This is a genomic window from Arcobacter sp. s6 (genome assembly GCF_040884245.1).
GTDB lineage: Bacteria > Campylobacterota > Campylobacteria > Campylobacterales > Arcobacteraceae > Aliarcobacter.
On the sequence record NZ_JBEVTN010000014.1, the window covers coordinates 1 to 12,457 of the forward strand.

Genomic DNA, 12,457 nt, shown 5'->3' on the forward strand with positions numbered 1-12,457 from the left:
CCTAATGTAGCTGGTGTTATTGGTTCAGCAGTCGCTGCTGGTGTACTTTTATCGATATTTAAATAAAAAAATTAACAAGTAGGAAAGTTAAATTATGTCTGAAATTAAAGACTCATTAGGTTTAGAAAACGTTGGAATTATTAAGAGAAATGGAGATATTGATTCATTAATGCAAGATGCTGTTGCAAATGAAGGCGCAAAAATATCTTCAACTGGTGCATTAATGATAGATACAGGTATTTTTACAGGAAGAAGTCCAAAAGATAAATTCTTTGTAAATCAAGACCCATCTAATAAGTATATTGCTTGGGGAGATATTAATCATAAAGTTTCTAAACAAGTTTATGAAGATTTATTAAAAACTTCTAAAAAGCAATTAAGTAATAAAGATATATATGTAACTGATGTTTATTGTGGAGCTTCACTTGATTCTAGAAAATCTGTTAGATTTATAACAGAAGTTGCATGGCAAGCACATTTTATTCAAAATATGTTTATTATGCCTCAAACTCAAGAAGAATTAGATAATTTTAAACCAGATTTTACAATTTATAATTCATGTAAAACAGTTGATATGGCATATGCAAGTCATGGTTTGCACTCAGAAGTTTATGTAATATTTAATGTTGAAGATAATGTAGCAATTATTGGTGGAACTTGGTATGCTGGTGAAATGAAAAAAGGTGTTTTCTCAATGATGAACTACTGGCTTCCATTGGAAGGTAAATTACCAATGCATTGTTCAGCTAATATTGGTGAAAATGGAGATACTGCTCTATTTTTCGGACTTTCAGGAACAGGTAAAACTACACTTTCAACAGATCCAAAAAGAGCCTTAATTGGTGATGATGAACATGGTTGGGATGATAATGGAGTATTCAACTTTGAAGGTGGTTGTTATGCTAAAGTTATTAATTTAGATCAAAGTAGTGAGCCTGAAATTTTTGGAGCTATTAAAAAAGGAGCTATATTAGAAAATGTAGTTGCTGATGAAAATGGTCTTGTTGATTATACTGATAGATCAAAAACTGAAAATACAAGAGTTTCATATCCTTTAAATCATATTGAAAACCATACACCTGATATGAAAGGTGGACATCCAACTAATATTATATTCTTATGTGCTGATGCATTTGGTGTTTTACCTCCTGTGTCTAAACTTGATAAACAACAAGCTATGTATTACTTCTTAAGTGGGTATACTGCGAAAGTTGCAGGAACGGAAAGAGGAATAAATGAGCCAATAGCTACATTTTCTTCTTGTTTCGGTGAAGCATTTTTACCTTTAAATCCTACTGTTTATGCAGCATTATTAGGTAGTAAAATTGATAAACACAATGTTAATGTTTATTTAGTAAATACAGGTTGGACAGGTGGTCCATACGGTGTTGGTAAAAGAATGAGTATCAAAAATACTAGAGCTTGTATAAATGGTATTTTAGATGGATCTATTAATAATTCAGAATTTGAAGTATTACCTGTATTTAATTTAAGTATTCCAAAAACATTAAATGGAGTTGATACAGAAGTATTAAATCCAAGAAATACATGGGAAAATAAAGAGTCTTATGATGAAACTATTAAAAAATTAGCTACTATGTATATTTCTAACTTTAAAAAATACTTAACTTTAGAAAGTGAATATGATTTTACAGCTGCAGGACCAATTTTATAAGATATAATTCTTCTATAAAAAAGTTTATTGTTGAAGGAGTGAATTTTTTCACTCCTTTTTTTTAATATAAAATAGGAGAAAAAGATGAAGTTATCGGTTTTTTTAGAAGAAATTAAAAAAAATCAAGAGGAAGTTGTTTATTACTGTTGCAATCATTTATTGTCAAAAAAATATAATATCAACGAAGATTCTGTTGATGATGAAATATTAAAAAACTTATTTGTTAATTATGATAATTTCACAAAAGCTCTAAATGATAGCGCTGGAATTATTTATAAAAAATATGAAGCTGAATTAAATGATGTTTATAAAATAATTTGTAAAGTATTTAATGAAGAAGCTGATAATGCATACTTATATAACTATAGACTAGCTAGAATTTCAAATCAAGAACCTAGACAATTTTTAGATATTGAAGATAAAGATACTCAAGAAACTGTGATTCAAAAATTTGAAGATAAAATAAATGCTATTTTACAGTCAAAATATTATAAAGAAAATGAAGATAAATTATCTGCTAATCTTGTAATTCCTCAAAAAACATTAGAATTAATAAAATCAGCTGCTGGAATTTATTAATTTTTAAATAGAGTGTTAATTAACACTCTATTTGAATCTCTTCTACAATTTCTAAACCAAAACCTTGTAAACCAACAAAAGAATGTTTTCCACCACTTGTCATTAGCTTAATTTGTTTTATATTTAAGCAATTTAAAATTTGGGCCCCTATTCCATAATCTTTTTGCGATTCTTTATTTCTCATTTCATCATTTAGAAAAATTAAAACTCCACCTTTTGCTTGTAAGAAGTTAATTGTTTTAAGCATTGAGTGAAGCTTTTCATCATTTAAAAATAAATTTATATCTGCTGTAATTGTATGAAATTTAATAGGACTAACTTCTTTAACTTCACCAAATATGATTGCTGTATGAATATTTCCTAAATGATCTTTAAACTCTTTTTGTTTAACATCTGATGAAAAGAATTTTCTATCAATACTTGAAATCTCTTCTACAAGTTTTTCATGTGATAATCTATACTCAACTAAATCAGATATATAAACTTGTTTCATATTATGTTTAGCTGCAAAAATATCTAAATCATCACGTCTAGCCATAGTTCCATCTTCTTTCATTATTTCACAAATAACAGCTTCACCATTAAGTCCAGCTAATTTGCATAAATCAATACTCCCTTCTGTATGACCTGTTCTAACTAATACTCCACCATCTTTTGCTATTAACGGAAATATATGTCCAGGACGTACTAATTCAACTGCATTTGAAATTGGATTAGCTAATATTTTTATTGTATCATCTCTTTCTTTTGCACTAATTCCAGTGCTTGCATCTGCTGCATCAACTGAAACTGTAAATGCAGTTTCATAAGATGAAGTATTAGAACTAACCATAGGATTAAGCTGTAGTCTATTTGCTGTTTCTTTTGTAACAGATACACAGATTAAACCTTTTGCATGAGTAGCCATAAAGTTTACTTTTTCAGCACTGCTTAAAGGTGCAGCATAAACTAAATCACCTTCATTCTCTCTATCTTCATCATCTAACATGATAATCATATTACCTTTTTGAATCTCTTTTATTGCTTCTTGTACTCTTTGTATTGCATTCATATTTCTTCTTTATTTGTAATTATTTTAAATTTATTTATTATATCAAAAAATCCAAAATTTAATCTAAAAAGCCTTGACAATAGGCACGTATTTAACTATAATTCCACCACTTAAAAGCTTGGAATATCACCAAGTGAAAAATAATAGTTTTTAAACCTTCACTGAAGTATTTAATCCTTATTACAATCACAGATATAAATCGCGGAATAGAGCAGCTAGGTAGCTCGTCGGGCTCATAACCCGAAGGTCACAGGTTCAAATCCTGTTTCCGCAACCAAACAAAACATTTGCTTTAAAATGTTGTCTTATGTCAAGGTAGCTCAGCTGGCTAGAGCGCTGGTCTCATAAGCCGGAGGTCGAGGGTTCGAGTCCCTCTCTTGACACCATTTTAAAGCAAATATCAACGCTTTTATGCTGGTGTAGCTCAGTTGGCTAGAGCAGCTGATTTGTAATCAGCAGGTCGGGGGTTCAACTCCCTTCACCAGCTCCACTAAAATTCAAATCTTTTTTCACAAAGTAAAATAAATTTAGTTTTTATAAAAATAATGCGTGCGAAACATTAGCTTTACTTTACTTTTCGGAAAAGTTATATTTCCGAAAAGTAAAACCTAATCTTTCATACTTAATTATTCAAACTTAGACGATAAGATTTTTTCAACTGTGTCTACAATCATTTTACAATTTTGAATATCTTGACCAAAAGGATGTGGTAATGCAAATTTATTATTATCATTATCATAATATTTACCTTTAATATTTTCAAATCTATCATCCAATGCCATCGAAACTAAAATATTAGAACCAATTGTTATATCATTTCCAACTATCCCATAGCCCTCTTTTACCATTTTTGTAGCTAATAAAGAAGCTGGATTAACTGAAATTATTGATGATATATTGTTTTTAAACTCTTGGGCTTGAACTGAAGTAATCATAGTTAGTGCAAGTTTACTTTGAGCATAAGCTTCACCATGATTTAATTGTACCTTTCCTAGCATCGCATCGATATTTACACTAGCTTGAGCAGCTGATGATAAATTTATTATACGTGATTTCTTATGAAACAAGGGAATCAAAAGCTTTGTTAGAAAATATGGTGCTACGCTATTTACTACAAACCTTACATCCAGTCCATCTTCTGTTACTGAATTAGCTGTTTTATAAATACCTGCATTATTTATTATTATATCAAGAGTTTTATGTTTTGACATTATATTCTTTGCTAAATTTATTACATCTTTAAGATTTGATAAATCTGCAATATAACTCTGTATTATAACTTTAGATGAAATCTCTTTTAAACTCTTTTCTACTTCTTTTACTTTTTCAAAATTTCTTCCATGTATCAAAACGTTATGACCTAATGAAACAAGTGTTTTTGCTGTTTTTAAACCTATTCCATCTGTTGAACCTGTAATTAAAATTGTTTTTTGCATAGTCCTCTACTCTTCTTATTTATTAAAATACGGCAATACTTCATTTGCTAATTTTTCTAAAGTTTTTTCTATGTTTGCTTTATTAAAACGAAGATTTAAAGCCACATGATTTACACCAACTCTTTCCAATGATTTTAAATGCTCTATTAAATGTTTTGTATTTAATTTATAACCTAAGTGTATTGGTTGTGGACTTAAGGCAAAATTATCATCTAAATCAATATATAAAGATTGAGATACTGGCTTATTATTAGTTTCAGAATTTTTAGCTTTTTCTCGCCAGGAATCAATAAGTTTTCTTTGTAAATCAGGATTTCGAGGATATGTTATCCAACCATCAGCATTTTTTACTAACCAATCAGAAGATTGCTGACTAGCTCCTGTTATTAACATAGGTACTTTTTTTGCTATTGGTTTTGGTAACATGTCTAAAGTGCCATTAAGTGTTCCAAAATTATTTTCAAACATAGGAAAGTCTTTCCATACTTCACTAATATATTCAAAACTTTCTCTAAAATTTTTACCTCTTAAGGGAAAATTGATATTAAGTGCTGGATATTCTTCAGCTCTATCACCTGAAGCAATTCCTAATATCAATCTTCCTTGAGATAAAACATCAATACTAGCAGCAGCTTTTGCCACATGGGCTGGGTGTCTTAAAGGTAAAATAATGCTTCCAACTCCTAAAGCAATTTTTGTTGTCTGCGCACATAAAAAACCTAAATATGCAAAAGGATCAAATATTTGACCAACATCGCCAAAAGATGGAACATTAAAAGGAATATCTCTTAACCAAACAGCAGAAAAACCTAAGTTTTCTGCTAATTTTATACGTTCTAGTTGATTTATCATAAAAGGAATTGAATTATTTGCATAGGTTTCAATTGGCACAACAAGGCCTATACTTAAATGATTTATTTTAAATATTTGATTGTAGCCCTTATTTATTGACTCAAATTCTTGATCTTTAAAATCTTGTATCATAAAATTTTTTATTTGTTACTTATACCAAGATGTAACAGTATTAATATCTTGTCTAATTTTTTCATGTTTAGGAGCATCTTTTCTATACCCAAAACAAACCATTACTGCTGCACCAAAATCTTCAGTATCAACACCTAAATCATCTCTTAAAAAAGCTTCTGTTAAATCTGCATCAAACCCTTCAATAGGACAAGAGTCTATTCCCATATATGCAGCACCTGTCATCATATTTGCTAATGCAATATAAGTTTGTTTAGTAGACCAATCAAACATCGTTCTAGGATTATCTAAAAGTTTAAAATCTTCTTTTTGGAATTTTTCATAGAAACCAGAATATATTTCTTGAACATCTGCAGGAAATTGTTTTACATCATTCATCATATGTTTTATATATTGACTATCATATTTCATACCTTTGTCTTTTCTAGCTAAGATAATCATAAAATGACTAGCAGTTGGAAGTGTTCCTTGTGCTCCCCAAGAAAAATCTTTTAGTTTAGCTCTTAAATTTTCATTTTGAACAACAACAAATTTCCAAGGTTCAAATCCAAATGAACTAGGACTTAAAATCCCATATTCTAAAATAGTATTAAAATCTTCATCACTAATTTTTTTTGTTGCATTAAACTCTTTTGTTGCATGTCTAAATTTCATTGCTTCTAAAAACTTATTTTCCATTATATTCTCCATTTGATTATATATTATTTTATATTACATACATAAAAATACTTTACAGTAATTTTTGTTAGTAATGGAATATTACATTAGCTGAACTTAATATTACCTTACAATACTTTTTGTAAGTAATAGAATATTATGTTCTTTTATGATATAATTTCTTACAAAGGATTTTAATGTATAAAATAAATGATAAAGAGTATGATTGCTCAGTTGCAGTTACCGTTGATATTTTTAATGATAAATGGAAATTATCTATTATATGGCATTTATTAGATGATGAAAAAAGATTTAAAGATTTAAATGAAGAAATTCCTGAGATTACTCAAAAAACCTTAACTATAAAATTAAAAGAATTAGAACAAAAAAACATTATAAATAGAGAAGTTTTTGCAGTTGTCCCACCTAAAGTGGTTTATTCATTAACACCTGCAGGAGAAAGATTAAGACCTGTATTTAAAGAGATGTTTAACTGGGGGATATCTTACGTTAAAGAACATGGAGAAATCACAAGTGACCATAAATGCTGTGAAGTTGAGATATCTAAAAAAATTGGAGTTATGAATTAGTAAGAAATAAATATAGGATTTATTTCTTACTAGATTCTTTATATTATTTGTATAAACCCTTATCTTTCATTTCATTTATACTTTTTTCATACATATCAACAACAACTTCTTGCTCATTCACCCATTTTGTAAATCTTTGAATTCCCTCTTCAAAACTAACTTTTGGTGTAAAAGCAAGTTTTGAATGGATTTTTGTTAAATCAGCATAATTATCTTTTATATCCCCTAATCTATAATTACCAGAAATTGAGATTTTAGAACTACTTTTATATTCATTTACAAGTGTATTTGCCACAGTGTTTACATCAATTGCAATTCCAAGCCCAACATTAAATACTTCATAGTTAGCTTCATCTTTTTCAATTCCAAGAATCGTAGCATCTACCACATCATCGATATAGACAAAATCACGGCTTTCTTTTCCGTCTTCAAAAATATTTATATCATTTCCATTTTTTATACGAGTTGAAAATATTGAAAGTATTCCTGTGTATGGATTACTTAATGATTGCCCTGCTCCATAAACATTTTGATATCTAAATGCAACAGCAGGAATATTTAATGTTTTTCCCATTACCATAAACATCTGTTCTTGAACTTGTTTAGTGATACCATAAATTGAGCTTGGATGAATTTTACTATCTTCATCAGTTGCTAGAAGTTTTGCATTTTCACTGCATTTTGGGCATTTAACAGAAAAATCACCCTTTGACATATCTACATCTTTTCTTTCATTTGGATAAACAATTCCACAAGAAGAACATTCATATTTTCCTTCACCATATATTGCTCTTGATGATGCTATTATCATTTTTTTAACACTATGTTTTTCATTTGCTAAAATATCTAAAAAGATTGAAGTACCTTTGATATTAACATCTGTATATTTTTCTATTTCATACATAGATTGACCAGTACCTGTTTCAGCAGCAAGATGAACAACAACATCTATATTTTCTAAGGCATTTTTCCAGTCATCATAAGAAAGAACAGTTCCTTTTATAAATCTTACTTTGTCTTTAATAGAGTTATAAAGTGGCGAGTTTTCAGTGTGTATTTGAGGAGAAAGGTTATCTAAAACTGTAATATTATAAGCTTTTTCAATAAGTTTCAAACTAAGATTTGAACCTATAAAGCCTGCTCCACCTGTTATTAGTATATTTTTATATTTCATTTAAAAATTCACCTTTATTATTTGTTTTTTCCCATATTCTGGATTTTTCATCATATCTCTTAATTATTCTTGCAGGGATTCCTACTATTACACAATAATCAGGAAAAATTCCCCTTACAACTGAATTTGCACCAACCACACAATGTTTACCTAATATTGTTCCTGCTTGAATTTTAACACCACTTCCAATAAAACAATTTTCCCCAATGTAGGTTTTGCTAACTTTTAATGGTTGTGTAGCAACAGGTAAATCTACATTTTCGTATTCATGTTCAGTATCTGTTATCATAACATCAAATGAAATCATAGCGTTTTTTCCTATAGTTAAATCTCCACCCACAATAATGTGACATCTTTGCTCAAAAGATACTCCATTTTCTATTGTTAATTTTGGATTAAATTTTTGAATACCTTTACTTATTATACATTCTATTCTTGCAGAATCTCTAATAAATACATTTTCTTGTATATCAACTTTTTGTATATTTATAAGAAGAATAGGTTTTTTTATTGTAGTTCTTTTACCAATATTTTTAAAAAATAATTTGTAAAAATATTGAGTTTTAATTCTATAATAAATAACACTAAATAAATTTAATTTTTCATAAAAAGGTAATTCTATAAATTTAATTAATTTATTTAACATAATTCTCCTTCATTATTAATCTAGATCTAAAATTATATATAACCCATAAACTACCTATTGTAATTGATATACCATAAGCTAATACAATACCATAGTCTTTATACATATATCCAAATAAAATTCCTAATACAATATTTACTACAGCAATTATAATTTGTGATATTGTATTATATTTAATATCTCCACTTGCCATATTTGTAAAATAAGCTGCACCTGATATAGTATTAATTGCGAGTGAAAAAAGTATAATGTAAGTAAAGTAGACAAAATCTTTTTCATGATGACCTATCCATAATTCTGATACAAAGGAAGTTAAAATTGCTGTTATAGAATAAAAACACAAAGATACAAGAAAAAGTATTTTTAATGTAATATAATAATTTCTCTCCAAATTTTCATTTTCCGTATGAGCTTTTGAAATCATTGGAACTACTGCTTGATTAGCATTTATAACAACATTCCTAATTTGCATAACTAATCTATTTGCCATTTCAAAATATCCTACACTACTCATAGTTCCAAAGTAACCTAATAATAATTTACTTACAGGTTCTAGCATCATAGACATTAATGAACTCATTTGTAAATTAACACTATAAGATAACATTTCTTTAAATAGTTTATAATTCCATGAAAAAGGTAATAAAGAATCTATTTTTAAATGTTTTTTTACTAAAAACCAAGCAATAATTAATTGAAAAAAGGCATGGAAAACTTGTGCATAACCTAAACCAATAAATCCAAATTTATACACAAATACTATTGATAAACCTACTAATATTAAATTAAAAACAAGTAAAAAAGAGCTTCTAATATCAACTCTATTTAATCCATCAAAAACAAAAATTATTAATGTACTAAGAACAACAAGCCAAACAGATACTATTGAATAGGGTAATAAATCAAGCGCCTGAATTATATATTTTTCACTAATAAAATGAGGAAGGAAAAAAGGTATTATTAGATAAAAGATTATTAATAAAAAACCTAAAATAACAGCAACAGAAGTAATTGAAGTTTTTACAATATCATTAACTTTTTCAATTTCACCCTTAGTAATATTCACCGATACAAACTTTACTATACTACCTGCAAAACCAAAATCACCTGTTCTTAAAAAAGCTGAAAAAGCCATTACAATAGACCAAATACCAATTAGTTCGATACCAATTTCTATTAATAATATTTTATATAAAATAAATAAACTAATACCACTTACTATTATTTGAAGTGCTGCGAATATTATATTCTTTTTCATTTGAGTTTTTGTAAATTTACTCACGTCTAACTCTCCATTAGGATTATATTAGTTATTTTTTGTAGTATAATAAATACTATTAAACTGTCTTAACAATCCTAGAATAAAGTTAAGAAATTTACTTTACGATGATTTTATTCATTCAAGTAATTTCTTATCTTAATTATTCAATAGAGATTTATAAGCTATTTATACTATTATTAAATAGTAATCTCTTTAATATCAGCTATATTTTTAAATCCTTGATAAACAAGTCCAATTAGATTTTTCCTATTTGTTTTTATTGCTTCATTTTCATGATTTACAAATACATTTTCAAAGAAGTTATCTAATTGAGTTTTCAAAGAAAATAGTGCTTCTAACTCTTCTTCATAAGTTTCATATGTTTTTGAAGATATTTGAGTATATTTAGTATATAACTCTATTTCTTCTTTATTTTCAAATAGTTTTTCATCAATTGATAAAGCTTTTGAAGTATCTATATCTTTTATAATATTTGCAACTCTTTTAAATGTTGCAACATACTCTTTAAAATTATCACTTTGAACTATTGGGTTTAATGCACAAAGTTTTTGAGAAACTTTATAAATATCTGTTTCACCACTTGCTAATACAGCTTTTATCACTGTTGGATTAACTTCAAATATTTTAAATAATCTCTCAGTAAAAAATTCAATTAGTGCTTTTTTATCTAAATTTTTATAGTTTGCACTTAAAGCATCAATTATTTTTGATAAATCAATTGCTAATTTATGTTCCATCGCTATTTTTACGATTCCTGCTGCTGCTCGTCTAAGTCCAAATGGATCCTTTGAACCTGTTGGAATTTTACCAACACTAAATAATCCCATTAAATTATCTAATTTATAAGATAAAGCAACGATTGATGAGAATACATTTGATGGAAGTTCTGAATCTTCACCATCTGGTAAATACTGCTCTTTTAAAGCTGTATAAACTAACTTATCTTCATTTGCTATTTGTGCGTAGTAATATCCCATTAGTCCTTGAAGTTCTGTAAACTCATAAACCATTTCAGACATTAAATCAGCTTTACTTAACATAACGGCTTTTTGTAATAACTCTTTTTCTTCAACTTTGAAAACATCTGCTAAATAAGATGCAATTTTAGCTTCTCTTTCACATTTATCATACATTGAACCAAGGCCTTCAACAAATACTAGTTTTTTAAGACCCTCATTTGATAGACCTTTTTTAATATCATTTTTATAAAAAAACATTGCATCAGCAAGTCTTGGTCTTAATACTTTTTCATTTCCAGAAATTATATATCCAAAATCTTCTGTTTTTGAATTTGATACAACAATAAAATTGTTTGTTAATTTATCATTTTTATAAACAGCAAAATATCTTTGGTGCTCTTTCATAGATGTTACAATTACTTCTTCTGGTAATTCTAAAAACTCTACATCAAATTGACCTATTAAAGCTGTTGGATACTCAGTGATAGCTACAACTTCTTCTAATAACTCTTTATCAATATCTATTTTTACATTATGTCTTTGCTCAATATCTTTCATTTGAGAAAGTATTTTTTCTCTTCTTTCATCAGGATATAAGATAACACCATTTTTATCAAGTTTACAGAAATAATCTCCTGCAAATGAGTAAGTAAATGGCTCATATGAAACCATTCTATGGGCAAATGAGTAATTAGATGATTTAACACCGAATAATTCAGCATCAACAATCTCTTCACCTAAGATAATAGATAAAGATCTAATAGGTCTAATAAAACTATCAGTTCTACTAGCCCATCTCATTGATTTTCCAAAATTTAAAGAAGAGATAAATTCATTTACCATATCGTTTAATAAAACTTTAGCTTGAGTTCCTGCTACTTCTTGTTTAAAATATAAAACTTCACCCTTACCTTGATCAATTTTCCCAATTTCTGAAATGTCAACTCCACATTTTTTTGCAAAACCAAGTGCAGCGCCTGTTGGAATACCATCTTTATAAGCTATTTTAACAGGAGCTCCAAATTGCTCAATAACTGAATCTTCTTGTGATATTTGAAATTCTCTATGCCATAATACTAATCTTCTTGGTGTATAAAAAAAGTCAAAATCACATAAAAGTCTATTTTTTTCTAAAATATCACTCCATTTTTTTTCAATGTTTGGCAATTCATTTAAAAATGGAATCGCTGGTAATTCTTCAACACCAATTTCAATTAATAATGGTTTATTCATTTATTGTTTCTTCCTTATTTTCAGTATTTCTTTTTTTATTTCCATCAAATTTATCTGTATGTTTTTTTATTTGTTGTCTATTAAAGTTAATAATGAACATCGCAACCATAATTACGAACATAACAAGTATTACTGTATCTAATATATCTTTCACATTTATCCTAAGTTTTGTATCTAATAAGAGGTCAGAA

12 protein-coding genes and 3 tRNA genes are annotated in these 12,457 nt (G+C 27.7%); 6 read left to right on the plus strand and 9 right to left on the minus strand.

All coding sequences use genetic code 11. From position 1 onward, the window contains the following. Positions 1–94 precede the first annotated feature (94 nt). The gene (pckA, locus tag ABVS04_RS09660) at positions 95–1,675 is read left to right on the plus strand and encodes a phosphoenolpyruvate carboxykinase (ATP) (protein WP_368030497.1); all 1,581 of its coding nucleotides are present in this window, start codon (positions 95–97) and stop codon (positions 1,673–1,675) included. Between the two features lie 84 nt (positions 1,676–1,759). Further along, positions 1,760–2,254 carry a hypothetical protein gene (locus ABVS04_RS09665; RefSeq protein ID WP_368030498.1) on the plus strand — a complete coding sequence of 165 codons (495 nt, stop codon included), beginning with the start codon at positions 1,760–1,762 and terminating at the stop codon, positions 2,252–2,254. Positions 2,255–2,273: 19 nt separating this feature from the next. On the opposite strand, the gene ABVS04_RS09670 is transcribed toward ABVS04_RS09665, so the two are convergent. Further along, entirely contained in the window at positions 2,274–3,305 is a 1,032-nt protein-coding gene (locus tag ABVS04_RS09670) for a bifunctional 3,4-dihydroxy-2-butanone 4-phosphate synthase/GTP cyclohydrolase II (protein ID WP_368030499.1), read from the minus strand. Positions 3,306–3,505: 200 nt separating this feature from the next. Here ABVS04_RS09670 and ABVS04_RS09675 point away from each other — a divergent pair. From ABVS04_RS09675 to ABVS04_RS09685, 3 genes are all read left to right on the plus strand, one after another. Then, a tRNA-Met gene (locus ABVS04_RS09675) sits at positions 3,506–3,582 on the plus strand. Between the two features lie 32 nt (positions 3,583–3,614). Continuing rightward, positions 3,615–3,691, plus strand: a tRNA-Met gene (locus ABVS04_RS09680). Between the two features lie 27 nt (positions 3,692–3,718). Beyond that, positions 3,719–3,795: transfer RNA gene (locus ABVS04_RS09685), tRNA-Thr, on the plus strand. Between the two features lie 136 nt (positions 3,796–3,931). Here ABVS04_RS09685 and ABVS04_RS09690 read toward each other — a convergent pair. The 3 genes from ABVS04_RS09690 to ABVS04_RS09700 are packed head-to-tail and all read right to left on the minus strand — an operon-like array spanning position 3,932 to position 6,403. Beyond that, positions 3,932–4,741 (minus strand): SDR family NAD(P)-dependent oxidoreductase, encoded by an 810-nt coding sequence (locus tag ABVS04_RS09690; protein WP_368030500.1) that lies wholly within the window; start codon positions 4,739–4,741, stop codon positions 3,932–3,934. A gap of 15 nt (positions 4,742–4,756) precedes the next feature. Then, positions 4,757–5,725 (minus strand): LLM class oxidoreductase, encoded by a 969-nt coding sequence (locus ABVS04_RS09695; protein ID WP_368030501.1) that lies wholly within the window; start codon positions 5,723–5,725, stop codon positions 4,757–4,759. A 15-nt stretch (positions 5,726–5,740) separates the two neighbouring features. Then, positions 5,741–6,403 (minus strand): NAD(P)H-dependent oxidoreductase, encoded by a 663-nt coding sequence (locus ABVS04_RS09700; protein ID WP_368030502.1) that lies wholly within the window; start codon positions 6,401–6,403, stop codon positions 5,741–5,743. A gap of 176 nt (positions 6,404–6,579) precedes the next feature. Here ABVS04_RS09700 and ABVS04_RS09705 point away from each other — a divergent pair, with 176 nt between their 5' ends. Beyond that, positions 6,580–6,972 carry a winged helix-turn-helix transcriptional regulator gene (locus ABVS04_RS09705; protein ID WP_368030503.1) on the plus strand — a complete coding sequence of 131 codons (393 nt, stop codon included), beginning with the start codon at positions 6,580–6,582 and terminating at the stop codon, positions 6,970–6,972. A 43-nt stretch (positions 6,973–7,015) separates the two neighbouring features. On the opposite strand, the gene ABVS04_RS09710 is transcribed toward ABVS04_RS09705, so the two are convergent. From ABVS04_RS09710 to ABVS04_RS09730, 5 genes are all read right to left on the minus strand, one after another. Beyond that, entirely contained in the window at positions 7,016–8,146 is a 1,131-nt protein-coding gene (locus tag ABVS04_RS09710) for an NAD-dependent epimerase/dehydratase family protein (RefSeq protein ID WP_368030504.1), read from the minus strand. Further along, entirely contained in the window at positions 8,136–8,792 is a 657-nt protein-coding gene (locus ABVS04_RS09715) for a DapH/DapD/GlmU-related protein (RefSeq protein ID WP_368030505.1), read from the minus strand. Before ABVS04_RS09715 ends, ABVS04_RS09710 begins: the two co-directional genes overlap by 11 nt. Further along, positions 8,782–10,074: an oligosaccharide flippase family protein gene (locus ABVS04_RS09720; protein ID WP_368030506.1), complete on the minus strand. Its 1,293-nt coding sequence runs from the start codon at positions 10,072–10,074 to the stop codon at positions 8,782–8,784. Before ABVS04_RS09720 ends, ABVS04_RS09715 begins: the two co-directional genes overlap by 11 nt. A gap of 176 nt (positions 10,075–10,250) precedes the next feature. Continuing rightward, the gene (glyS, locus tag ABVS04_RS09725; protein ID WP_368030507.1) at positions 10,251–12,266 is read right to left on the minus strand and encodes a glycine--tRNA ligase subunit beta; all 2,016 of its coding nucleotides are present in this window, start codon (positions 12,264–12,266) and stop codon (positions 10,251–10,253) included. Beyond that, complete coding sequence (locus tag ABVS04_RS09730; RefSeq protein ID WP_368030508.1) at positions 12,259–12,420, minus strand: hypothetical protein; 162 nt, start codon at positions 12,418–12,420, stop codon at positions 12,259–12,261. The genes glyS and ABVS04_RS09730 overlap by 8 nt, the downstream gene beginning before the upstream one ends. Positions 12,421–12,457 lie beyond the last annotated feature (37 nt).